The organism is Pelagerythrobacter rhizovicinus (assembly GCF_004135625.1).
Taxonomy (GTDB): domain Bacteria; phylum Pseudomonadota; class Alphaproteobacteria; order Sphingomonadales; family Sphingomonadaceae; genus Pelagerythrobacter; species Pelagerythrobacter rhizovicinus.
The window spans coordinates 1,003,964-1,026,208 of sequence record NZ_SDPV01000002.1; the positions used below are offsets into that span (position 1 = coordinate 1,003,964).

General features: G+C 67.8%; 21 protein-coding genes. 12 read left to right on the forward strand and 9 right to left on the reverse strand.

All coding sequences use genetic code 11. The features are described from left to right. Window positions 1–2 precede the first annotated feature (2 nt). Together ETX26_RS12675 and ETX26_RS12680 are read right to left on the reverse strand one after the other, a co-directional pair. Complete coding sequence (locus ETX26_RS12675) at window positions 3–287, reverse strand: RNA-binding S4 domain-containing protein (RefSeq protein WP_129525376.1); 285 nt, start codon at window positions 285–287, stop codon at window positions 3–5. Further along, a complete protein-coding gene (locus ETX26_RS12680; protein ID WP_225425769.1) occupies window positions 287–2,776 on the reverse strand; it encodes a helicase-related protein in 2,490 nt (829 codons plus the stop codon). The genes ETX26_RS12675 and ETX26_RS12680 overlap by 1 nt, the downstream gene beginning before the upstream one ends. Before the next feature lie 199 nt (window positions 2,777–2,975). Between ETX26_RS12680 and ETX26_RS12685 the strand changes: the two genes are divergently transcribed. Genes ETX26_RS12685 through ETX26_RS12710 form a run of 6 tightly spaced genes read left to right on the forward strand, consistent with a single transcriptional unit; the run spans window position 2,976 to window position 7,604 of the window. Then, on the forward strand, window positions 2,976–4,601 hold the full coding sequence (locus tag ETX26_RS12685; protein WP_225425770.1) for a M23 family metallopeptidase: 1,626 nt from the start codon (window positions 2,976–2,978) through the stop codon (window positions 4,599–4,601). Window positions 4,602–4,649: 48 nt separating this feature from the next. Next, window positions 4,650–5,645, forward strand: a complete 996-nt coding sequence (gene hemB / locus ETX26_RS12690; RefSeq protein ID WP_129525026.1) for a porphobilinogen synthase — start codon at window positions 4,650–4,652, stop codon at window positions 5,643–5,645. A gap of 2 nt (window positions 5,646–5,647) precedes the next feature. After that, on the forward strand, window positions 5,648–6,208 hold the full coding sequence (locus tag ETX26_RS12695) for a GNAT family N-acetyltransferase (protein WP_129525027.1): 561 nt from the start codon (window positions 5,648–5,650) through the stop codon (window positions 6,206–6,208). Continuing rightward, a complete protein-coding gene (locus ETX26_RS12700) occupies window positions 6,201–6,761 on the forward strand; it encodes a GNAT family N-acetyltransferase (protein ID WP_129525028.1) in 561 nt (186 codons plus the stop codon). Before ETX26_RS12695 ends, ETX26_RS12700 begins: the two co-directional genes overlap by 8 nt. Next, entirely contained in the window at window positions 6,758–7,330 is a 573-nt protein-coding gene (locus ETX26_RS12705) for a gamma carbonic anhydrase family protein (RefSeq protein WP_129525029.1), read from the forward strand. Before ETX26_RS12700 ends, ETX26_RS12705 begins: the two co-directional genes overlap by 4 nt. Beyond that, a complete protein-coding gene (locus ETX26_RS12710; RefSeq protein ID WP_129525030.1) occupies window positions 7,311–7,604 on the forward strand; it encodes a DUF167 domain-containing protein in 294 nt (97 codons plus the stop codon). Before ETX26_RS12705 ends, ETX26_RS12710 begins: the two co-directional genes overlap by 20 nt. Here ETX26_RS12710 and ETX26_RS12715 read toward each other — a convergent pair. From ETX26_RS12715 to ETX26_RS12735, 5 genes are all read right to left on the reverse strand, one after another. Further along, the gene (locus ETX26_RS12715; protein WP_129525031.1) at window positions 7,601–8,239 is read right to left on the reverse strand and encodes a YoaK family protein; all 639 of its coding nucleotides are present in this window, start codon (window positions 8,237–8,239) and stop codon (window positions 7,601–7,603) included. The genes ETX26_RS12710 and ETX26_RS12715 overlap by 4 nt on opposite strands. Window positions 8,240–8,273: 34 nt before the next feature. Then, a complete protein-coding gene (locus ETX26_RS12720; RefSeq protein WP_129525032.1) occupies window positions 8,274–9,875 on the reverse strand; it encodes a cisplatin damage response ATP-dependent DNA ligase in 1,602 nt (533 codons plus the stop codon). Window positions 9,876–9,890: 15 nt separating this feature from the next. Next, window positions 9,891–10,895, reverse strand: a complete 1,005-nt coding sequence (locus tag ETX26_RS12725) for a ligase-associated DNA damage response exonuclease (protein ID WP_129525033.1) — start codon at window positions 10,893–10,895, stop codon at window positions 9,891–9,893. Window positions 10,896–11,114: 219 nt separating this feature from the next. Continuing rightward, a complete protein-coding gene (gene clpA, locus ETX26_RS12730; protein ID WP_129525034.1) occupies window positions 11,115–13,478 on the reverse strand; it encodes an ATP-dependent Clp protease ATP-binding subunit ClpA in 2,364 nt (787 codons plus the stop codon). Window positions 13,479–13,588: 110 nt separating this feature from the next. Further along, window positions 13,589–13,792, reverse strand: a complete 204-nt coding sequence (locus tag ETX26_RS12735) for a DUF1192 domain-containing protein (RefSeq protein WP_129525035.1) — start codon at window positions 13,790–13,792, stop codon at window positions 13,589–13,591. A gap of 92 nt (window positions 13,793–13,884) precedes the next feature. Here ETX26_RS12735 and ETX26_RS12740 point away from each other — a divergent pair, with 92 nt between their 5' ends. From ETX26_RS12740 to ETX26_RS12760, 5 genes are all read left to right on the forward strand, one after another. After that, on the forward strand, window positions 13,885–14,892 hold the full coding sequence (locus tag ETX26_RS12740) for an NAD(P)H-quinone oxidoreductase (protein ID WP_129525036.1): 1,008 nt from the start codon (window positions 13,885–13,887) through the stop codon (window positions 14,890–14,892). Window positions 14,893–15,036: 144 nt separating this feature from the next. Then, window positions 15,037–15,936: a UDP-2,3-diacylglucosamine diphosphatase gene (locus ETX26_RS12745; protein ID WP_191984719.1), complete on the forward strand. Its 900-nt coding sequence runs from the start codon at window positions 15,037–15,039 to the stop codon at window positions 15,934–15,936. Further along, window positions 15,933–17,009, forward strand: a complete 1,077-nt coding sequence (locus ETX26_RS12750; protein ID WP_225425771.1) for a glycosyltransferase family 4 protein — start codon at window positions 15,933–15,935, stop codon at window positions 17,007–17,009. The genes ETX26_RS12745 and ETX26_RS12750 overlap by 4 nt, the downstream gene beginning before the upstream one ends. 115 nt (window positions 17,010–17,124) lie before the next feature. After that, a complete protein-coding gene (locus ETX26_RS12755) occupies window positions 17,125–17,835 on the forward strand; it encodes a DUF1013 domain-containing protein (protein WP_129525038.1) in 711 nt (236 codons plus the stop codon). A gap of 160 nt (window positions 17,836–17,995) precedes the next feature. After that, window positions 17,996–19,672 carry a long-chain-fatty-acid--CoA ligase gene (locus ETX26_RS12760; protein ID WP_129525039.1) on the forward strand — a complete coding sequence of 559 codons (1,677 nt, stop codon included), beginning with the start codon at window positions 17,996–17,998 and terminating at the stop codon, window positions 19,670–19,672. Window positions 19,673–19,694: 22 nt separating this feature from the next. Here the strand turns inward: ETX26_RS12760 and ETX26_RS12765 are convergent, their stop codons facing one another. Next, on the reverse strand, window positions 19,695–20,108 hold the full coding sequence (locus ETX26_RS12765; protein ID WP_129525040.1) for a bactofilin family protein: 414 nt from the start codon (window positions 20,106–20,108) through the stop codon (window positions 19,695–19,697). Then, window positions 20,101–21,189, reverse strand: coding sequence for a M23 family metallopeptidase (locus tag ETX26_RS12770; RefSeq protein ID WP_129525041.1), 1,089 nt, complete (start codon window positions 21,187–21,189; stop codon window positions 20,101–20,103). Before ETX26_RS12770 ends, ETX26_RS12765 begins: the two co-directional genes overlap by 8 nt. Window positions 21,190–21,525: 336 nt before the next feature. Between ETX26_RS12770 and ETX26_RS12775 the strand changes: the two genes are divergently transcribed. Beyond that, a complete protein-coding gene (locus tag ETX26_RS12775) occupies window positions 21,526–22,194 on the forward strand; it encodes a nicotinate-nucleotide adenylyltransferase (protein ID WP_129525042.1) in 669 nt (222 codons plus the stop codon). Window positions 22,195–22,245 lie beyond the last annotated feature (51 nt).

Genomic DNA, 22,245 nt, shown 5'->3' on the forward strand with positions numbered 1-22,245 from the left:
GTTCACGGTTTAGCCGCTGCTATGGCGGTTTGCCCCTCCGGGTCAAGCGCGCGATAGCAGGCCCGGGCTTCGGGCGCCGGGCCGCGGCGCGTGGGCAGCGCGAGCAGTTCGATCACATGTATTTGCTTGCCGACTGGAAAGGTGAGCACGTCGCCCGGCGCAACCGCCTGGCTTGGGCGGACGACCCGCTGCCCGTTCCTCCGCACGTGCCCCGCCTCCACCAGCGACTGTGCCCGCGCGCGCGTCTTCACGAAGCGCAAGTGACACAGCAGCCGGTCGATCCGCATCACCGCACGAGGTCCGCCAGCGCGGCGAAAGCACCATTGGCAGGCGGACCGCGATCGGGCTTGCGCCGAGGTTGTCGCCGCCGCGCCGCGTGCCACTCCCACAGGTCGGGCGCCGGAGGGCCGAATACGCCGTCCGCCAACTTGCGTGCGGGGAGATAGCGGAACCCCGCCGCGCCCAGCAGCCGGCGCCAGCTCTCGGGGGCGAGCCCGGTCGAGATGGCGAGCGCGGGATCGAGCGTGAAACGCCGCGCCTTCGCCTCCGCACGTGCCTGATGCGCCGCGCGCAGGATCTTCTCGGCGATGTCAACCCGCACCATCTGCTTGCCGGCGGGGCGATAGCCGGCCGGAGATGTCTTCGAGCCTTCGACGACCGGCTGCATCGCCTCTTGCAGCGGCCGCCTGTCGTAACCCAGGGCGTGCAGCAGAGCGCGCGGCGCGGGCTTGAGCAATGCAGGCGCGAAGACGTCGAGCGCGCCGAATGTGACGCCAAGGCGCCGCAGGAACGGCCGCATCTCCTTCGGCAGATGCTCGATCCCGGCCTTGTCGCGGGCGACGAAGCCGTGCCCCCCGATCAGGCCGAGCAGCAGCGCGCGCGCCTGCGACCCGGCCTCGGGATTCTTCGCCGCCTCCTCGAGTCTGGCGAGCGGCTCGAGCGGCGCGAGCGTCGCGGCAAGCCAGGTGGCGAGAGCCTGCAACAGCCGTTCGCGGGCGGTATCGGGCAGGGCGCCGAGCTCGCGTACCGGCACGATGCGCGGATGCACCGCGTCGCTGCCCGGATCGAGCCGTGCGAGATCCTGGCCTTGCCAGCGGATCGCGCCGTCATTGAGCGAAACGCCTTCCATCTGCGAGGCGATCAACGCCTCGGCGCGGTCCGACAGGATGCGCGGCAGGGCCTTCTCGCCGGCGGCCAGCAGCATCTTGCGATCGCCGTGGCTGGCCGTGTGGTCGACCTTGAAGCGGAAGCCCTCGACATGGCCGATCGGCTCGTCCTCCACCAGCAATGTGCCGTTCTCCGCCAGCGTGACGGGCAGCAGCGCAGGATCGGTGCCCAGGCTCTTCATCAGGATCGTGGTCCTCCGGTTGACGAAACGTTCGGTCAGGCGTGCGTGTAGCGCATCCGACAGCTTCGCTTCCACTGCTCTTGCGCGTGCCGCCATTTCGTCCCGCGCGAGGACCCAGTCGGGCCGCTGACAGATATAGGCCCAGCTACGAATCGCCGCGATCCGTCCCTGCAGCGTGTCTATGTCGCCCTGCACACGGTCGAGCTCGGCGATCCGTGCCGCGACATAGTCCGCGCCGAGGTATCCTTGCGCCAGGTCCTGCCAAAGCCGAGCGATGAAGCGGGCGTGGACGTCGGGGCCGAGCTGGCGAAAATCGGGCAGCGAGCAGGCTTCCCAGAACCGGCGAACCGACCCCGGCCCCTTGACGTCACGCGCGACCGGCTCGTCGGCGAGGCGTTTGAGGGCGGCAAGATCGATTGCTTCGGGGGCCGGCGCAAGTTCCGCTTCGGGTGGAGGCGCCTCCAGATCGGCGATGAGCGTGCGCAGGCTGTCGAAACGTGGCTCGGCCTCGCGCCAGAAGAGCTTGGTCAGCGGTGCGAACCGATGCTCCTCGATCGCGTAGACTTCCTCGTCGGTGAACTCGGGGACGGGGCCTTTGCCCGCCGCGAGCGTGCCGAACGTCCCATCCTTCTGGTGCCGTCCGGCGCGCCCGGCGATCTGCGCCATCTCCGCCGGTGTCAGGCGCCGCTGGCGCACGCCGTCGAACTTGGTCAGCGAAGCGAACGCGACATGGGTGACGTCAAGGTTCAGGCCCATGCCGATCGCATCGGTCGCGACGATGTAGTCGACCTCGCCAGACTGGAACATCGCGACTTGCTTGTTGCGCGTTTCCGGGCTCAGTGCGCCCATCACGACCGCCGCCCCGCCGCGGAAGCGTCGGAGCATTTCGGCGACGGCGTAGACCTGCTCCACCGAGAAGGCGACGATCGCGCTCCGCGGCGGCAGGCGCGAGAGCTTGCGCGCGCCAGCATGCGTCAGCGTGGAGAAGCGCGGCCGCTCGACGATCTCGGCGCGCGGGATCAGCGACCGGACGACCGGCTCCAGCGTCGCCGCGCCGAGCAGCATGGTCTCCTCCCGTCCGCGGGCGTGCAGGAGGCGGTCGGTGAAGACGTGGCCGCGCTCGCGGTCGGCCGAAAGCTGCGCCTCGTCGAGGGCGACGAAGGCGTGGCCGCCGCCGGTCCGCGGCATGGCCTCTGCCGTGCAGCAGAAATAGCGCGCGCTCGCCGGCTCGATCCGTTCCTCGCCGGTGATCAGGGCGACCTGGCTTTCGCCCTTGATCGCGACCACCCGGTCGTAGACCTCGCGCGCGAGCAGGCGCAGCGGAAAACCGATCGCGCCAGAGGAATGGCCGCACATCCGCTCGATCGCCAGATGGGTCTTGCCGGTGTTGGTGGGTCCGAGGACCGCCGTGATGGTACCATCGGTCACCCCGCCAATGTGGCATCGGGGAGGGCACGCGGCAACCCGCGCCGGTGCCGCCCGGCCGAGTTCCCGCAGGCCGCCGCGCGAACGACTCGGTCCGCCGCAGCTTAAGGCGGTCTTTACTTTAATCGGGCAGGGATTGCGGCATAGGACACGCTCGGGGCAGGTCGCGCAAACACGCATTGCGGCCTGCGGAGGAGGCGCGGTGTACAAGCAGAGCCTTGGCGACGGGACCGTCTCCGCCGATTCCGGCGGCGACGTCTGGCGTCCGGCCGCGCTTTCGCACTCCCAGATCGTGGCCGACCCGCAGCCGCAGGTGATCCAGCGCGCACGGCGCCTCCCCGAACGGTTCGACGCCTGGCGCGCGGGCGTCTCCGAAGTATTCGAGAGGATCGATCTTGCTCCCGATCTAGCCGAGCAGATCGGCAGCCGCCGCTGGTTCCGCGGCATGGCCACGCTGATCGGCCTGTCCGCGGCCGCACTTGCCCTGTGGCCCGACTTCGCCCCGGTGGCGGCGGCGCCTGCGATGACGCTGGACGATCCGGCGCGGGACGAGTTTCGCAGCCAGATGATCACGCCGCTGGCTCTCGGGTCCGACAGCGGGCGGCGGATGGGCGCCACTGCCGCGGTCGTGCCGCTCAAGTCCGCCCCCGAACGCCCCAGCATCGCGCTGCTTGCCACCCTGGCGCGGGGCGACAGCTTCGAGCGCATGCTGCGGCGCGCAGGAGTCGGCACAACCGATGCGGAGAGAGTCGCCGAGCTCGTCTCAGGTTCGGTTCCGCTCGAGGCTATCGAGCCCGGAACGCAAGTCGACATCACGCTCGGGCGCCGCCCGCAGCCCGGGGCGGCGCGTCCGCTCGACGCGCTCGAATTCCGCGCCCGCTTCGATCTCGCGCTCGCCGTCACCCGCGACGAGGCCGGCCATCTGTCGCTCACCCGCAAGCCGATCCGCGTCGACGAGACGCCGCTGCGCATCCGCGGCACCGTCGGCAGCAGCCTCTACCGCTCGATGCGCGCTGCGGGCGCTCCAGCGAGCGCGGTGCAGCAGTACCTGAAGGCGCTCAGCGAGCAGGTCGATCTCGATCGCGCGGTGCGCGCGACCGATACGTTCGACATGATCGTGCAGTACCGCCGCGCCGCCACCGGCGAGCGCCAGGCAGGGCAGCTTCTCTATGCGGGGATCGAACGCGGCGGGGAGCCCGCGACCCAGCTCATGCGGTGGGGCGAGGAAGGGCGCTTCTACGAAGCCTCGGGCGTGGGCGAACAGCGCAATGGACTTGTCGCCCCCGTACCCGGTCGGGTCTCATCCAATTTCGGTATGCGCCGCCATCCGATCCTCGGCTACAAGCGCATGCATGCCGGCATGGACTTTCGCGCCAGCTACGGCACGCCGATCGTCGCGGTGACCGACGGCCGCGTCGCCAGCGCCGGGCGCGCGGGCGGCTGCGGCAAGGCGGTCAGGCTCAGCCACGGCGGCGGGCTCGCCACGCGCTATTGCCACATGAGCCGCATCGCCGTGCGCAGCGGACAGAGCGTACGCCGCGGGCAGGTGATCGGCTACGTCGGCTCGACCGGCCTCTCGACCGGCCCGCACCTGCACTACGAGATGTATCGCGGCGGCCGCGCGGTTAACCCCGCCTCGGTGAAGTTCGTCACCCGGGCGCAGCTTTCGGGTGCCGAGCTGCGCCGTTTCCGTGCCGCGCTGGCCAATCTCAAGACCGTCGAGGCCGGTGCCGCGCTGGGCGATCTCGCTCCGACAGCAACCGAAGCCGCCGCTTCCGAGCCGGTGCGCGAGATCGACAAGCTCGAGACTCCCAAGCGCGTGGGATGACGGCTGCTGCCGATTGAACCGGGCGCGGCTTTGCGGCAACAGGCTGGCATGACCGCCTCCTATCCTAACCTGCGAATGCGCCGCGCACGGGCCAGTTCGTGGAGCCGCGCGCTGTACCGTGAGAGCGTGCTGACGCCGGCCGACCTGATCTGGCCCCTGTTCGTCACCGACGGCGAGGGGGTGGAGGAGCCGGTCGCGAGCCTGCCCGGCGTCTCGCGCTGGTCCGTCGATGGCGTCGCCGCCCGCGCGAAGGAAGCCGTCCGGCTCGGCATCCCATGCCTGGCGCTGTTCCCCAACACCCAGCCCGGCCGCCGCTCGGACGACGGGGCCGAGGCGCTCAACCCCGACAACCTGATGTGCCGCGCGATCAAGGCGATCAAGGACGCCTGCGGCAACGACATCGGCATCCTGACGGACGTGGCGCTCGATCCCTACACCAGCCACGGCCAGGACGGGCTGCTCGACGAGACGGGCTATGTCGTGAATGACGACACGGTCGCGGTTCTGGTGGACCAGGCGATCAACCAGGCCCAGGCGGGGGCCGACGTCATTGCGCCCTCGGACATGATGGACGGGCGGGTGAAGGCGATCCGCATGGCGCTCGAAATGGGCGGACACCACAACGTCCAGATCATGAGCTACGCCGCGAAATACGCGAGCGCGTTCTACGGACCGTTCCGCGACGCGGTGGGCTCAGGCGGGCTGCTCAAGGGGGACAAAAGGTCTTACCAGATGGACCCTGCGAACGGCGAGGAGGCCTTACGCGAAGTGGCGCTTGATCTCGCGGAGGGGGCGGACAGCGTCATAGTCAAGCCGGGGCTCCCTTACCTCGACATCGTCCGCCGGGTGAAGGAGCGCTTCGAAGTGCCCGTCTTCGCCTACCAGGTGAGCGGAGAATACGCGATGATCGAGGCCGCGGCGGCTACCGGCGCGGGGGATCGCGACGCGCTCGTGCTCGAGACGCTCACCGCCTTCAAGCGCGCGGGATGCAGCGGCGTGCTGACCTATCACGCGGCGCACGCCGCCCGGCTGCTGGGGGCATAGACATGGCTGGATTCCGGCACGAGACCGAACGGCTCGTCCTGCGCGACTGGCGCGAGGAGGACTGGGCCGAGTTCTTCCGTCACACCAACACGCCCGCAGTCATGCGCTGGCTCGGAGGCGAGCTCGACGAGGCGGGCATGGCCGCGCAGCGCGAGCGGGTCGAAGGCAGCGGCCGGCGCAACGGGTTTTGCTTCTGGGTGGTCGAGCGCAAGGCCGACGGGGCGCTGCTCGGCTTCTGCGGGCTGAAGCGTGCCGACGCGCCGGGCTCGACCGTCACCGGCGCGGTCGAGATCGGCTGGCGCCTGCGCGAGGACGCCTGGGGGCAGGGTTACGCGAAGGAAGCCGCAACCGCGGCGCTCGGGCTTGCCTTCGGCCGCTTCGGTGCGGAGAAGGTCGTCGCGCTCACGGTCGAAGGCAACGCGGGGAGCTGGGGCCTGATGCGCCGCCTCGGCATGCGCCGGCGCGAAGAGCTCGACTATCCCGACGAACGTTACGATCCGCCGTGGCGCGACACGATCGTCTACTCGATCGACCGCGCCGCATGGGAAAGCCGCGATGGCTGACATCGTCGCCGAGACCGAGCGGCTGGTCCTGCGCACGATCGAGGAGGGCGACGCCGCGCTCCAGTATCGCCTGCTCGACACCCCCACGGTCATGGCGCGGCTCGGCGGCGTCAAGGAACTGCACGAGATCGAGGCGAAACACGCCAAGGGGATGGCTCTCTATGCGCAGGAGGGCTTCAGCTTCCTGTTCATGATCGAGAAGGCGACCGGCGAGATGGTCGGTCATTGCGGCATCAAGCGGGTCGACAATCCGCTGGCGAAGAATCCCGGCGATCACGAAGTGGGCTGGCTTGTACGCGAGGATCGCTGGCGGCGCGGCTATGCGGAGGAAGCGATGCGCGCGGTGCTCGACTGGGCCTTCGGCCGGGTCGGCGCGCCGCATGTCGTCGCGCTGACGAGCGAAGCGAACGTCGGAAGCTGGAAGCTGATGGAAAAGCTCGGCATGATCCGCCGGCGCGATCTCGATTTCGACGATCCCGCCTACCCGCAAGAGGATCGGCCGACGATCCTCTACAGCCTCACCGCCGAGCAATGGCAGGAGCACAAGGCATGAGCGCACACCGCCCCGGAGTCCGGATCATCCCGATCCACGGCCGCACGCCGAAGATCCACGACAGCGCCTTCGTCGCGCCCGGCTGCGTTCTGATCGGCGAGGTCGAGATCGGCGCAGACAGCTCGGTCTGGTACAACTGCGTGCTGCGTGCCGACGTCAGCCGCATCGTCATCGGGCAGCGCACCAACGTGCAGGATGGGAGCGTGCTCCACTGTGACCCCGAACGTCCGGGCGATCCCGAAGGCTCGCCGCTGATCATCGGCGACGACGCGCTGATCGGGCACATGGCGATGGTCCACGGCTGCACGATCGAGGACCGCGGCTTCGTCGGGCTCGGCGCGATCGCGATGAACAAGGCGGTGATCGGCACCGACGCTATGCTTGCCGCGGGCGCCATGCTCACCGAAGGCAAGGTGATGGGCGCGCGCGAGCTCTGGGGCGGGCGGCCGGCGCGCAAGATGCGCGACCTCGACGATGCGGCGATTGCCGGGATGCGCGCAGGCGTCGCGCACTATGTCGAGAATGGGAAGGCGCACGCGGCGGCGCTCGATGGCGCGCCCGAAGGCTGATTTCCCTGCGGCGCAGACGATCCGCGCCCTTGCCGATAGCGAAGGCCGGCTGGCGCTGCGGGTCACCCCGGGCGCGCGGAGCGAAAGCGTGGCGATCGAGAACGGCCGCTTGCTGATGAAAGTGCGCGCGAAACCCACCGATGGCGCGGCCAACGCCGCGGTGCTGGCGCTGCTCGGCAAGGCTCTGGGGATCGGCGCCTCGCGGCTGCAACTGTTGCGCGGCGCAACTTCGCGGGAGAAGCTGATCCAGCTCCCGGACGCGCACCGACCTTAGGTACGGGCGCGTTCGATCCGGCTGGTGGCAAGACACAGGCCTGCCACCCACGCCAGTGGTATCCAGGCCGCAAGGGCGGGCAATGCGATCGTAACCCAGGCGCCCAACACAGCGCCGGCGGCAAGGCTCGCCCAAAGCACGAGATGCCACAGGGCGCCCGGGGCCGGCCTGCCCATGAGCCTCGCCGCCAGACCCTCGCCGAAGCGCACCAGCGCGCCCGTCATGTAGGTCACGCCGATGGCAACTTCGCCTTCGCGGCGAAACGCGTTGTTGATTGCGCCCATCGACAGCGCCGACGCGCCCACGAACAGCGCGATCAGCCCGAGCGCATGGCTGACCGCGCCCGCGGCGATCGGGATGGTCGAGAGCATGAGGACCGATCGCTTCGGCGTCCCGCTGCGCTCCGCCACCACCGCACCGGCCGCGACGCCGCTCACAAAGCACACGATCAGCAGGATCGGCACCAATGCTGCCGGGGATCGGGTCGCAGCCTCGACGCCGAACCGGGTAGTGTTCCCCGACATAAACGACACGAAATAGCCGCCCGCTGCAAGAAAGCCCGCCGCGTCTACGAACCCGGCGAGTCCCGCTATGCCATAGGCGAGCGCGCGGCGCGGGAGATCGTAGCGATGCATGGCCTGTCGGCCTTGCCGTCGGGGCGAGGCGATTTCAATCCCGCACCAGCGCGCGCAAGGCGTCGATGCGGTCGGCTTCGTGGGCGGGCTTGTCCCAGCGGATGCGGTGGATGCGGGGGAAGCGCATGGCGAGGCCGGACTTGTGGCGCTTGCTCGCGTGGACCGAATCGAAGGCGACTTCGAACACCAGGCTTCTGTCGGTCTCGCGCACCGGGCCAAAGCGGTTGACCGTGTGATTGCGGACGTAGCGGTCGATCTTGCGCAGTTCCTCGTCGGTGAAGCCGAAGTAGGCCTTGCCCACGGGCAGCAGATCGGCGCCCGCGTCGGGATCGCCGTCCCAGCAGCCAAAGGTATAGTCCGAATAGAAGCTCGACCGTTTGCCGCTCCCCCGCTGGGCATACATCAGCACGCAGTCGACCAGCAGCGGATCGCGCTTCCACTTGTACCACAAGCCCGTCTTGCGCCCGGCGATATAGGGGCTGTCCTTGCGCTTGAGCATCAGCCCCTCGATCGCATCGTCGCGTGCGCCCGCGCGGATCTCGGCGAGGTGGTCGAAATGCTCCGCGTCGACCACGGGGCTCAGGTCGAAACGATCCTCGGGCAGCCGCGCCATGAGGGCCTCGAGGCGGGCGCGGCGCTGCGTCCACGGCAAGTCGCGCAGATCGTCGTCCTCTAGGATCATGACGTCATAGAGCCGGATGAAGGCGGGGAACTCCGTGAGCATCGCCTTGGAGACGGTCTTGCGGCCGAGCCTCTGCTGGAGCGCGTTGAAGCTCGCTGCGCCGCCTTTCTCCCCGCCCTGATGAACGCCGCGCACGAGCAGTTCGCCGTCGAGCACCGCGTCCATCGGCAGGGCGTCGAGGAATTCGGGGAAGGTCCCGGAGATGTCGTCGCCCGAACGCGAGTAAAGGCGCGTCTCCCCCTGCTCACCGCCGACGCGCACGAGTTGGACGCGGATACCATCCCACTTCCATTCGGCGACGTAGTCCTCGAGATCGACGATCGTGTCGTCCAGTGGGTGGGCGAGCATGAACGGGCGGAACAGCGGCAGGCTGCCGGTATCCGGCGGCGGCGCTCCTTCGGCAGCCCAGGCGAAGAGCGCGCGGTAGGGCGGGGCGAGGCCGTGCCAGTACTCCTCGACCTCCTCCACGCCGACGTCGAAAGCCTGGGCGAAGGCGATCTTGGCGAGCCGGGCCGAAATCCCGATCCGCATCGCGCCGGTGGCGAGCTTCAGCAGCGCGAACCGGCCCGATGCGTCCAGCCGGTCGAGCAGGGCCGGCAATTCGGCGAGCACGCTCCGGCGGGTCATCGCGGTGAGCGCTTCGACCGCTTCCGACACGCTCGGCGGATCGGGCGGCGATTCGCCGGCCGGCCACAGCAGGCTCGCGGTCTCGGCCGTGTCGCCCACGAAATCGCGGCTCAGGGTCCATAGGACGGGATCAACCCGTTCGTGCATCAGGTTGCGGATCGTGCTCGCCTTGACCGCGGGAAAGTCGAGCTCGCCGGTCAGCGCAGCGAGCGCCCATCCGCGGTCGGGATCGGGCGTCGCCTGCAGGTAGTCGGCGATCAACTGCAGCTTCTCGTTGCGGCTGCGCGTATAGACCAGCGCGTCGATCAGGGCGGCGAACTCCTCCATTAACGCGGGCGCCCCTCAGTCATCCTCGTCCTCGTACCCGACCAGCGCCAGCGCGCGGGCGCGGCGTTGATGGAGCTGGTGCCAGCGCAGCAGTGCCTCCTCGCGGCCGTGGGTGATCCAGGTCTCGTGCGGATTCACCTCCTCGACCGTGCGGGTGAGTTCGCCCCAGTCGGCGTGATCGGAGATGACCAGCGGCAGCTCGACGTTGCGCTGCCGGGCGCGCTGGCGCACGCGCATCCAACCTGACGCCATGGCGGTGATCGGGTCGGGCAGGCGGCGGCTCCATCGGTCGTTGAGCGCGGAAGGCGGGCAGACGACGATCTGTCCGCGCATGTCCTCCTTCTTCGCGTCGCTCACCAGGCGCAATTCGCCCAGGTCGACGCCCCAGTCCTCGTAGAGCCGGCACATCCGCTCCAGCGCGCCGTGGAGGTAGATCGGCCGGTCATGGCCGGCGCGGCGCAGCTCCGCGATCACCCGCTGCGCCTTGCCGAGCGCGTAGGCGCCGACCAGCACGCAGCGCTCGGGATGCGCGGTGAGGCGGTCGAGCAGCTTGCCGATCTCGGTCTCGATGGGCGGATGGCAGAACACCGGCAGCCCGAAGGTCGCCTCGGTGATGAAGACGTCGCACGGCGTCACTTCGAACGGCGGGCAGGTCGGATCGGGGCAGCGCTTGTAATCGCCGGTCACGATCACGCGCTCGCCCGCATGCTCGAGCAGGATCTGCGCGCTCCCGAGCACGTGCCCGGCGGGAACGAACGTCGCATCCACGCCGCCCGGCAAGCGGATCGTTTCGCCGTAACCGACCGGCGCGGCGCCATCGGAAGTCGCGTAGCGCAACTTCATGATCGCGAGCGTCTCGGGCGTGGCGACCGTCCGCCCATGCCCGCCGCGCGCGTGATCTGCATGGCCATGCGTCACCAGCGCGCGGGTCACCGGCTCGGAAGGATCGATCCAGCAATCGGCGGGAACGACATGGATGCCGTGCGGCTCGGGCCGGATCCATTCGAAGTCGTGCGCCATGCCTGTCAGAATGACGCGTAATGCCGGGCGGTTCCAGCCGGTTCGGGCGGTGATGCAGCGAGCATCCGCCGGTTAGCCTGATCCGCCACCACCGTCATCCCAGCGCAAGCTGGGATCGCTCTCCTCCAGGTCGGACATTGCCGCACCCGATCCCAGCTTGCGCTGGGATGACGAAGGACTGGAACGACGGCGGAAGAGCTTCCGTGATTCTGCGCGAATTCACTCTTCGCCGCTGTCTACACCTTCGCTCGCGTCAGCTTCAGGCTCGGCTTTTTTCGCAGCCGCCTTCTTCGTCTTTCGCTTCGGTTTGGCTTTAGGCGCCGCAGGCGTGAGTTCGAAGGCCGGCTTGCCGTCCTTCACGCTCACGTGGACCTCGCCGCCCTCGGCGAGCTTGCCGAACAGCAGTTCCTCCGCCAGCGGCTGCTTGATCTTTTCCTGGATCAGGCGGCCCATCGGCCGTGCGCCGTAGAGCCTGTCGTAGCCCTTGTCGGCCAGCCACTCACGCGCGTCCTTGTCGAACTGGATATGCACGTTCTGCTCGGCGAGCTGGAGCTCGAGCTGGAGGATGAACTTGTCGACCACGCGCGCGACCGTCGATTTGCCGAGGTAGGCGAACGGCACGATCGCATCGAGCCGGTTGCGGAATTCGGGCGTGAACATGCGCTTCACAGCCTCTTCACCCGCATCTTCCTTGCTGACGTTGCCGAAGCCGATGCCCTGGCTTGCCATGTCCGCCGCGCCGGCATTGGTCGTCATGATCAGCACGGCGTTGCGGAAGTCGACCGTCTTGCCGTGGTGATCGGTCAGACGTCCGTTATCCATCACCTGCAGCAGGATGTTGAACAAGTCTGGATGCGCTTTCTCGATCTCGTCGAGAAGCAGCACGCAGTGCGGGTTCTGGTCGACCGCATCGGTCAGCAGACCGCCCTGGTCGTACCCGACATAGCCCGGAGGCGCGCCGATCAGGCGGCTGACCGAGTGACGCTCCATGTATTCGGACATGTCGAAGCGCTTGAGCTCGATCCCCATGATGCTCGCGAGCTGGCGCGCGACTTCGGTCTTGCCGACGCCGGTGGGGCCGGTGAACAGGAAGCTGCCGATCGGCTTGTCCGGATCGCGCAGCCCCGCTCGGCTGAGCTTCATCGCGGTCGAAAGGCGCTGGATCGCCTCGTCCTGCCCGAAGACGACGTGCTTGAGGTCCCGCTCGAGGTTCTCGAGCGCCTTCTTGTCGTCGCTCGACACCGTCTTTGGCGGGATGCGCGCCATCGTCGCGATCACCGCCTCGATCTCGCGCGCGGTGATCTTCTTCTTTCGGCGGCTCGGCGGCACGAGCATCTGCATCGCGCCGACTTCGTCGATCACGTCGATCGCCTTGTCCGGAAGCTTGCGGTCGTTGATGTAGCGCGCCGAGAGCTCGACCGCGGTCTTGAGTGCGTCGGGCGTGTACTTGACGTTGTGATGATCCTCGAACGCGGTCCGAAGGCCGCGCAGGATCTTCACCGTATCCTCGATCGTCGGCTCGTTGATGTCGATCTTCTGGAACCGGCGCAGCAGCGCGCGATCCTTCTCGAAATGGTTGCGGAATTCCTTGTACGTCGTCGAGCCGATGCAGCGGATCGCGCCGCTCGACAGCGCGGGCTTGAGCAGGTTGGAGGCGTCCATCGCCCCGCCGCTGGTCGCGCCGGCGCCGATCACGGTGTGAATTTCGTCGATGAACAGAACCGCGTCGGGCATGCCTTCGAGTTCGCTCACGACTTGCTTCAGCCGCTCCTCGAAATCGCCGCGATAGCGCGTGCCGGCCAGCAGCGCGCCCATGTCGAGCGAGTAGATCACCGCGTCCTTGAGCACCTCGGGCACTTCGCCTTCGACGATCTTGCGTGCGAGGCCTTCGGCGATCGCCGTTTTGCCGACGCCCGGATCGCCCACGTAGAGCGGATTGTTCTTGCTGCGGCGGCAGAGGATCTGGATCGTCCGGTCGACCTCGGGCCCGCGGCCGATCAGCGGATCGACCTTGCCCGCCTCCGCCTTGGCGTTGAGATTGACGGTGAACTGGTCGAGCGCCGTTTCCTTCTTGTTGTCGGCCTTCTCTTCCGCCTTGCCGGCTTCGTCGGCACCCTGCGGCGCGCGGCTTTCGAGCTGCTTGCCGCCCTTGCCGATGCCGTGGCTGATGAAGCTGACTGCGTCGAGCCGGCTCATGTCCTGCTGCTGCAGGAAGTAGACCGCATAGCTGTCGCGTTCGGAGAACAGGGCGACCAGCACGTTGGCGCCGGTCACCGTGTCCTTGCCGCTCGACTGCACGTGCAGGATCGCGCGCTGGATCACCCGCTGAAAGCCGGCGGTCGGCTGCGGATCGCCGTCGTCCTCGGTCTTGAGCGACTGGTACTCCTGATCGAGATACTGGCGCACCGCCTCGCCCAGCTCGTCGAGATCGACGCCGCATGCGTTCATCACCTGCGCCGCGTCCTCGTCCTCGACCAGCGCGAGCAGCAAGTGCTCGAGCGTGGCATATTCGTGCCGCCGCTCACTCGCGCTGGCGAGCGCGGCATGGAGGGTCTTCTCGAGGTTCTGGGCGAAACTGGGCATCTAGCGGACTTTCGTGGCGAAAAGCGGGGTTTCCCTGCTGGGGGAATGTAACCGGACGTTGTTAACCAGGCCTATATGGGTGCGGCACCTCGGATTGAGAACCGCGCCGCTCACGAGCCCGGCTTTCGGAACAGCGAGTCCGCCGCATTGCGATGCGCCGCCGCCTTCAGCCGGTGCTTTTCGACTCGTGCGATCTCGGCTTCGAGGAGTGCGACCCGTTCGGCCAGCTCGTCCTGAGAGTAGGGCGAAAGGTCGTCGGCGGCGAGCTTGCTCGCGGCATCACCCCGGGGGCGCGGACGATCGTCCTCATCCATTGCGCGCAATGTCGCAAGGCGGCGCGCTTGCTGTCAATGGGGCAGCGCGTTAGGTGCGCAGGCGTGACGGCACTGCCACAGGGGGAAGGCGAATGACGGCGCACCTGCCACGCGAGATGACCGCGATCGGATACGAGGCGCCCGGCGGGCCCGAGGTGCTGCGGCCGGAGACGGTGCCGGTTCCGGAGCCGGGGGAGGGCGAGCTGCTGGTTCGCGTCGCCTATGCCGGGGTCAACCGACCCGACGTGATCCAGCGCCAGGGCAACTATCCGCCGCCGCCCGGGGCTTCGCCGATACCGGGACTCGAGATTTCCGGCGTGATCGCCGCGGTCGGCCCGGGCGTGCCCGAGGACTACGTAGGCGAGAAGGTCTGCGCGCTCGTTTCGGGCGGGGGCTATGCGGAGTATTGCCTCGCTCATATCGGCCATTGCCTGCCTGTGCCGGACGGCATGCCGCTGGCCGAAGCGGCGGCGATTCCCGAGACGCTGTTCACCGTGTGGCACAACGTGTTCGAGCGCGGCTGGGCGCGCGAAGGCGAGACGCTGCTCGTCCACGGCGGCACCAGCGGGATCGGCACGATGGCGACGATGCTCGGCAAGGCGTTCGGGCTGACCGTGATCGTCACCTGCGGCGACGAGGCCAAGTGCGCCGCCGCGCGGGACCTCGGTGCGGATCTCGCGATCAACTACCGCGAGCAGGACTTCGTCGAGGAGGTGAAGGCCTTCACCGGCGGAAAGGGCGTCGAACTGGTGCTCGACATGGTCTCGGGCGACTACGTGCCGCGCAACCTGAAATGCCTGGCGGAGGGCGGCCGGCATGTGACCATCGCGGTGCTCGGGGGGCCAAAGGCGGAACTCAACATGGCCGTGGTGATGAGCCGCCGCCTCACGCTGACCGGCTCGACGCTGCGCCCTCGGTCGGATGCGTTCAAGACGCTGCTCGCGGGCGAAATCGAAAAGAACGCCTGGCCGCTGTTCGAGGAGGGCAAGCTGCGCCCGGTGACGGACCGCACCTTCCCTCTCGCCGAAGCCGCCGCCGCCCACGCTCGGATGGAAGCGGGCGCCCACATCGGCAAGATCGTCCTTGAGGTCGAAAGCTGACACATGTCGATGGCGGATTACGTGCCAAACGTCTGACGCAGAACCGTCACGCTTTCGCCGAAGCGTCACTGAATCGTGAATCGCCTGTAACAATTGCCTGTCATCTGCCGGACGTGAAATGCATTCGCTAGCGGAGTGCGGGCGATGGGCGAAGAACGGATCAAAGGGCTTCCGGGCGGACTGGCCGAACTGGCGGCGGTGGCGAGTCTGCCACCGGTAAGAAGCGCGATTCCCGAGCCGGTTGCCGGCAAGCGACGACGGTTCCGCACGATCTGGATCAGCGACATCCACCTCGGCACCAAGGGGTGCAATGCCGCAATGCTGATCGACTTTCTCGACAGCACCGACAGCGAGACCATGTACCTCGTCGGCGACATCATCGACGGCTGGCGGTTGAAGAAGAAGGTCTACTGGCCGGCGGAGCACAACGACGTCGTCTGGCGCATCCTCAAGCGCGCCAAGCGCGGGACGCGGATCGTCTATATCCCGGGCAACCATGACGAGATGCTGCGCCCGTTCTCGGGCATGAACTTCGGCGGAGTCGAGATTCGCCGCGCCGCGTTCCACGAGACGGCCGACGGACGCCGGCTGATGGTGCTTCATGGCGACGAATTCGACGCGATCATGCTCGCACACCGGTGGCTCGCCGTGGTCGGCGACGTGCTCTACCACCTGCTCATGGGGCTGAACCGCTGGGTCAACCTCGTGCGCAAGGCGTTCGGGCTGCCGTACTGGTCGCTGTCGAAGGTGGCCAAGCACAAGGTCAAGAACGCGGTCGAGTTCATCAGCCGCTACGAGGAGATTGTCGCCCGCGCCGCTGCGGAGCGGGGCGTCGATGGAGTCGTGTGCGGTCATATCCACACGGCGGAGATCCGCACTTTCGAGGGCGTCGAGTACTACAACGACGGCGACTGGGTCGAAGGCTGCACCGCGCTGGTCGAGCACTTCGACGGGCGCATGGAACTGCTCCACTGGCCCGAGGAAATGGCGCGCCGCGCACGGTTTGACGTCGTGGCTTCGTCCGCACGCAAGGCGGCGGCATGAGCCGGATGGAGGCATTCATGGCCGAAGCGGACACCGTGCGGCCCTATCCGCACCGGATCGCCATCGTCACCGACGCGTGGGCGCCGCAGATGAACGGCGTGGTGCGCACACTGGCTGCGACATGCGACATCCTGCGCTCGCGCGGGCACGAGGTGGAGGTGATCTCGCCCGAATGCTTCCGCTCGATGCCGTGCCCCACTTATCCCGAGATACGCCTGGCGATGCCGCTGCCCGGCGCGATCGGTCGGCGGCTCACGGCCCTGGCGCCCGATGCGATTCACGTCTCGACCGAAGGGCCGCTCGGGCTTGCCGCACGGCGGTTCTGCACGGTGCGCGGCATTCCTTTCACGACTGCTTACCACACGCAGTTTCCCGAGTACGTCGCCCGGCGCACAGGGCTCTCGCCGGCGCTGTTCTGGCGCTACATCCGCTGGTTCCATGCGCCTTCGCGCCAGGTGCTGGTCGCGACCGAGAGCATTCGCGAGGAACTGCGGGCGCATGGGCTGCGCCGCCTCCATCCCTGGAGCCGCGGGGTCGATCTGACATGCTTCAATCGCGACGCACCGCCACCGCCCGAGTTCGGGAATCTTCCCCGCCCGATCCAGCTCTATGTCGGCCGGGTCGCGGTGGAGAAGAACCTCGAGGCGTTTCTGGGCGGCAGCTATCCGGGCAGCAAGGTCGTCGTCGGCGACGGTCCCGCTTTGGCCGAACTCAGCGCCAAGTTCCCGGAAGTGCACTTCCTCGGCAGGCGCAGCGGTCGGGCGCTCGCCGGTTGCTACGCCCATGCCGACGTCTTCGTCTTCCCAAGCCGGACCGACACGTTCGGGCTGGTCATGATCGAGGCGCTCGCCTGCGGCACTCCGGTCGCGGCGTTTCCCGTGCCCGGGCCGCGCGACATCGTGACCGACCGCGTCGGTGCGCTATCCGAGGATCTCGACCGGGCGATCGCTGGCGCCGTGTTCAGCGACCGCGCGGACTGCGCCGAACTGGGCGCGCGCTATTCGTGGGATGCCGCGACCGATCAGTTTCTCGCCGGACTTGCCGCCCTCGACGCGGAGCCGCTCGCGGCCTGAGCTTCCGTGGGGCGGGGGCCGAAAGGCTTGCCCTCGCCGGTCGCATCGCCTAAATCGCCCGGGCAACGGCCGCTCCGCGAGGGGCGGCCCTTATATTTTCAGGACAGTTTCGATCATGGCGCAACCCACCCCGCTGATGCCGCATGCGACCGCCACCTGGCTGGTCGACAATACCTCGCTCAGCTTCACGCAGATCGCCGACTTCTGCGGCCTGCACATTCTCGAAGTCCAGGCGATGGCCGATGACCTCGCGGGCAGCAAGTACACCGGGCGCGACCCGATCCACTCCGGCGAGCTGACGCAGGAGGAGATCGAACGCGGCCAGGCCGATCCGGGCTACGCGCTCAAGATGCAGCGCGCGCCGGTCGAGGTCACGCGGACCAAGGGCCCGCGCTACACCCCGGTGTCGAAGCGGCAGGACAAGCCCGACGGCATCGCCTGGATCCTGCGCAACCATCCGGAGATTTCGGACGCGCAGATTTCCAAGCTGATCGGCACAACGCGCAACACGATCACCGCGATTCGCGAGCGTAGCCACTGGAACATCCAGAACATCCAGCCGAAGGACCCGGTAACGCTCGGCCTGTGCTCGCAGCGCGAGCTTGACGCGGTCGTGGCCAAGGCCGCGAAGAAGGCCGGAACCGAAGAGGCTGAGGCAGCTGCGCCGTTCGATTCGGGGACCGACCGCGACAAGCTGATCGCCGAGCTACGTGCCGAGCGCGAAGCGAACGAGAAGGCCGCTGCCGAAGCCGCGCAAGAAGCCGAAGCCGCCGCCTGGCTCGAAGCCCGGCGCGCTGCGGAGAACGAGGGCGACGAACAGCTCTGAGGCTGTCGGACCTCGCCGACGCGAGGGCCGGTCTCCTTCTTCTGCCATTCCGGCTTTCGCTGGAGCGACGGAGCGCGCGGGCGAGCGGCTAATTGCGCCGCCGCCGCCTGCTTTCAGAAAGTCCTTGCCCTGGCGCACGCTCTCGCGCATCCATGTTGACATGGATGTCAGTAAGGCGCCTTATCAGCACGCAGCCCCGTGGGACACGCCGTTCGAACCGGTGACGCTCCCCGATCTCTTCGCGCGAACGGCGGAGCGGCGGCCCGCCGCGCCGCTGGTCGACTTTCTCGGCCGGGTCTATTCCTACCAGGCGCTCCATCAGGAAGCGCGGCGCTTTGCGGCGGGGTTGCAGGAACTCGGCATCGCACGCGGTGATCGGGTAGGGCTGTTCCTGCCCAATGTGCCGATCTACGTCTCCGCCTACTACGGCGCGATGATGGCCGGCGCGGTGGTGGTGAATTTCTCGCCGCTCTACACGGTCGAGGAACTCAACCAGCAGGTCGAGGATTCGGGTGCGCGCCTGCTTGTCACGATCGATGCCGCGAGTCTGCTGCCGTCCGCCCTCGAAGTTCTCGACCGCTCGTCGCTCGAAACGCTCGTGGTCGGCCGCCTGGGGGCGATGCTCGCACCATTGAAGCGATTCGCACTCAAGCTGCTGGGCCGCAAGAGCATCTCGGCGATCCCGTCACGATCCGGCGTGCGCGAGTGGGATGCGGTGGCGCGCGGCGAGCCGACCGCCGTTCGCGTCTCGCCCGCCGATCTGGCGCTGTTGCAATATACCGGCGGCACCACCGGCCGTCCCAAGGGGGCAATGCTCACGCATGCCAACCTGTCGGTCAACGCGATGCAGGTCGATGCGATCGACCCTTTCGATCGCGGCGAGCCCGATGTGATCATGGGCGCACTGCCGCTGTTCCATGTCTTCGCCAACACCTGTGTGCTCAACCGCACGGTTGCGAAGGGCGGCTGCATCGCCATGGTGCCACGGTTCGAAGCCAAGCAGGTGCTGCGGACGATCCAGCGGACGCGCGCTACGGCGTTTCCCGGCGTGCCGACGATGTTCCAGGCGCTGCTCGATCATCCGGAAATCGGTCGAACCGACTTTTCTTCCCTCAAGGTGGCGATCTCCGGCGGCGCGCCGCTTCCGGCGCCGGTACGCGAGAAGTTCGAAGCCGCAAGCGGCGCGCGGCTGGTCGAGGGCTATGGGCTTACAGAGAGCGCGGGCGTCGTCTCGACCAACCCTTATGAAGGGCTGCGCAAGCCGGGCACGATCGGGCAGGTGATCCCGCAGACCCGCGTGATGCTGCTCGACAAGGAAGACCCCACGAAACCCGCACCCGAGGGCGAGCCGGGAGAGCTGGTCATCTCCGGACCGCAGATCATGCAGGGCTACTGGAACCGGCCCGACGCGGCGAAGAACGCCTTCGCCGACGTGGACGGCACGCGCTGGCTGCGCACCGGCGATGTCGCCGAAATCGACGAAGACGGCTTCATCGCCATCGTCGACCGGATCAAGGACATGATCGCCGTCGGCGGGTTCAAGGTCTTCCCGAGCCAGGTCGAGGCCGTTCTGCTCGAGCATCCGGCAGTCAAGGAAGCGCTCGTGATCGGCGTTCCCGACACTTATCGCGGGGAAACACCGCGGGCCTACGTAACCCTGGCCGACGACGCGGAAGCCACCGCGGCCGAACTCCAGGACTGGCTCAACGTGCGCGTCGGCAAGCACGAGCGTGTTTCCGGCGTCGTCATCCGCGAGGAACTGCCCAAGACGATGATCGGCAAACTGGATCGCAAGACCCTGCGCGCGGAAGTGCTGCAGGACGCTGCGACTCAGTAGAGGGCTGCCGGTTGGCCGGCGGTCAGGTCGCCAATGTCAGCTTCGGTTCGCCGTCGTCGCTCGCCACAGGGGCAGCCGGCTTGTCGGTCGAGCGCTGGCTGGGCATGCGGTGGGCGAAGCGGCCCTCCACCTGCGCACCCTGCTCGATGGTCAGGGCGTCGTAGTGCACGTCGCCCTCGACCCGGGCCGACTTCAGGACGACCAGCTGGCGTGCGGTGATCGAGCCGCTGACCTTACCGGCGAGCCGCGCCGTCTCGGCACTGATCGCGCCTTCGATCACGCTCGATTCGCCCTGCACCAGCGATTCGCAGGCGATGTCGCCCTCGATGCGACCATCGACATGGAGCTCGCTCGAAGCCGACACATCCCCCTTGATCGCCACATCGGCGCCGATCACGGAGAAGGTGGAGCTGGACGGCGCGGAAGGTCTAGCCATCGGCGTTGCTCCCGCCGACTCGGGCTCTGGCTTCTTTGAGAACATCGGGGGCTGTCTCCAGGAAGGGCCGCGGATTGACCGCGCGGCCGTTGATGCGGACTTCGAAGTGGAGGTGTGGGCCGGTCGAGCGGCCGGTGTTGCCGATCGCGCCGATGACGTCGCCGGTGTCGACCTGCTGGCCGACGCGGGCGGAAAATTTCGACATGTGGGCATAGCGGGTGGTCAGGCCGTTGCCGTGGGTGATCTCGACCACGTTGCCGTAGCCCGACTTGCGGCCGACGAATGTCACGCGGCCTTCTGCCGCGGCATAGATCGGAGCGCCTACGGGCCCGCGAAAGTCCAGGCCCTTGTGCATGGCGCCGCGGCCCGTGAACGGGTCCCGGCGATAGCCGAAGCCGGACGAGATATACTTGAGGTTCGCGGGCTCGAACTGGGGAATGCCGTCGAGACCCTGCTCGAGAGCCGCCATCTGCGCTAGGCTGAGGCCGAGGCGCTCGAAACGGGGGTCGGCCTTGCCGTCGACGCCGGTCTGGAGCAGTTCGAGCGGACCACCCATCGCATCCCGGTGCGCCGAGCGCAGGATCGCGGAGGGATCCAGTCCCAGCTTGCGCATCGCGGCGGCGGCGCGCTCCGCGCGATGATCGGCGAAGCGGGTCATCTTCTCGACCAGCGCGAGCTGGCGGGCTTCGATCTGGGCCAGCGACCGCGCTTCGGGGAAGACCGCGCTGACTTTGGCGACGGTTTCGGCCGTCTCGCCGGTCGAATCGCTGACCGGCGCCTGCCCCTTGATGTCTTCGGGCAGCATTTCGGCCATCTCCTCGAGCACCGTCTGGCGCTGTTCGAGATCCTTCGCGACTGCGGTAAGATCGTCGCCATAGGCGTCGAGCCGCTCCTCCGAGGTCGCGACTTTCGCCTCGCGCTCGAGCAGCGACATGCGATCCGCTTCCGCGCGGAACTGGCTCCAGGCCATGATCGCGAGACTGATCATCCATGCGGCAAACGCTATGGTGACGATCGCCGCGGCGGTCATCTGCACGCGTGATGAAATCCGGATGAAGCGGACCTGTCCCTGAGATCGCATGAAGAATTCGCGATCCGGGAACCAAGCCCGAAGGCGGTCCACCCATCCGCCTACGGTTGAGCTAGTCACCAATTACGACCCCTATGCCGTCCTTTTATCCCGGCGGGGCCGCTACCACGCGAGTCGCCGCGGGTCGAATCGCGGAGCGAGGCAAAGGGGCGAATCGAACGACTCGCGGGCTGAATCGTTTCCGGGTTACGAAATTAACTCAAGTTGTTCGCAAATGGGCTCCACTTCGCGGGAAGGCGAATCCACGACTGACAGGCTCCGCCGCCACTGCTAGGCCGCCGTCATGGGCTTGATCGCGAACGGCCGTCCCAGGCCGATCTCCCCCTGATGCACGCGCGCCGGATCGGTCTGCTCGGCGGAAGCTTCAACCCTGCCCATGGCGGGCACCGCCGGATATCGCTGTTCGCCGCGGAGGAGCTGGGACTGGACGAAGTCTGGTGGCTGGTCTCGCCGGGCAATCCGCTGAAGCCGAGGGCGGGCATGGCGCCGCTCCCCGCACGGGTGAAGTCCGCAATACGTCTGGCGCGTCGTGCGCCGATTCGCGTCACGGCGATCGAGCGCGAGCTCGGCACGCGGTACACGATAGATACTCTGCGGGCGCTGACCCGGCGCTATCCGGACCGGGAGTTCGTGTGGCTCATGGGCGCGGACAATCTCGCGCAGTTCCACCAGTGGAAGGATTGGCGCGGCATAGCGCGCGCGATGCCGATTGCGGTAATTGCCCGGCCCGGCTATGATGGGGAAGCTATCGCAAGCCCCGCGACGGCATGGTTGCGTCGGCATCGGGTCGAGGCTGCCGAGTTCAGGAACAGGGGCGAATGGAGTGCGCCGAGCCTGGTGACATTGCGTTTCGATCCGGATCCCCGATCGGCCACGGCCATCCGCCGTGCCGACCCCGAGTGGGCCGGGCGCTACTCGCAGGTTCCGCCGCGCGACCAGCTTACATTCCGCCGAATATTCCCCATATCCCGGGGGGAGCGCGTGCAGGCGCCATGATGCGCATCGCTGCCTCCGCGTTTTTTCTTCGCAATCGTCAGGAGCGTAATA

Excerpts from the sequence above, each read along its gene's own strand:
- ETX26_RS12740 (WP_129525036.1), top strand. The coding sequence starts at position 13,885 with ATGACGGCGCACCTGCCACGCGAGATGACCGCGATCGGATACGAGGCG.
- ETX26_RS12735 (WP_129525035.1), bottom strand. The coding sequence starts at position 13,792 with ATGGATGAGGACGATCGTCCGCGCCCCCGGGGTGATGCCGCGAGCAAG.
- ETX26_RS12725 (WP_129525033.1), bottom strand. The coding sequence starts at position 10,895 with ATGGCGCACGACTTCGAATGGATCCGGCCCGAGCCGCACGGCATCCAT.
- ETX26_RS12720 (WP_129525032.1), bottom strand. The coding sequence starts at position 9,875 with ATGGAGGAGTTCGCCGCCCTGATCGACGCGCTGGTCTATACGCGCAGC.
- clpA (WP_129525034.1), bottom strand. The coding sequence starts at position 13,478 with ATGCCCAGTTTCGCCCAGAACCTCGAGAAGACCCTCCATGCCGCGCTC.
- ETX26_RS12770 (WP_129525041.1), bottom strand. The coding sequence starts at position 21,189 with ATGCGATCTCAGGGACAGGTCCGCTTCATCCGGATTTCATCACGCGTG.
- ETX26_RS12705 (WP_129525029.1), top strand. The coding sequence starts at position 6,758 with ATGAGCGCACACCGCCCCGGAGTCCGGATCATCCCGATCCACGGCCGC.
- ETX26_RS12750 (WP_225425771.1), top strand. The coding sequence starts at position 15,933 with ATGAGCCGGATGGAGGCATTCATGGCCGAAGCGGACACCGTGCGGCCC.
- hemB (WP_129525026.1), top strand. The coding sequence starts at position 4,650 with ATGACCGCCTCCTATCCTAACCTGCGAATGCGCCGCGCACGGGCCAGT.
- ETX26_RS12710 (WP_129525030.1), top strand. The coding sequence starts at position 7,311 with ATGGCGCGCCCGAAGGCTGATTTCCCTGCGGCGCAGACGATCCGCGCC.
- ETX26_RS12715 (WP_129525031.1), bottom strand. The coding sequence starts at position 8,239 with ATGCATCGCTACGATCTCCCGCGCCGCGCGCTCGCCTATGGCATAGCG.
- ETX26_RS12675 (WP_129525376.1), bottom strand. The coding sequence starts at position 287 with ATGCGGATCGACCGGCTGCTGTGTCACTTGCGCTTCGTGAAGACGCGC.
- ETX26_RS12760 (WP_129525039.1), top strand. The coding sequence starts at position 17,996 with ATGGATGTCAGTAAGGCGCCTTATCAGCACGCAGCCCCGTGGGACACG.
- ETX26_RS12695 (WP_129525027.1), top strand. The coding sequence starts at position 5,648 with ATGGCTGGATTCCGGCACGAGACCGAACGGCTCGTCCTGCGCGACTGG.
- ETX26_RS12765 (WP_129525040.1), bottom strand. The coding sequence starts at position 20,108 with ATGGCTAGACCTTCCGCGCCGTCCAGCTCCACCTTCTCCGTGATCGGC.
- ETX26_RS12775 (WP_129525042.1), top strand. The coding sequence starts at position 21,526 with ATGCACGCGCGCCGGATCGGTCTGCTCGGCGGAAGCTTCAACCCTGCC.
- ETX26_RS12700 (WP_129525028.1), top strand. The coding sequence starts at position 6,201 with ATGGCTGACATCGTCGCCGAGACCGAGCGGCTGGTCCTGCGCACGATC.
- ETX26_RS12755 (WP_129525038.1), top strand. The coding sequence starts at position 17,125 with ATGGCGCAACCCACCCCGCTGATGCCGCATGCGACCGCCACCTGGCTG.
- ETX26_RS12745 (WP_191984719.1), top strand. The coding sequence starts at position 15,037 with ATGGGCGAAGAACGGATCAAAGGGCTTCCGGGCGGACTGGCCGAACTG.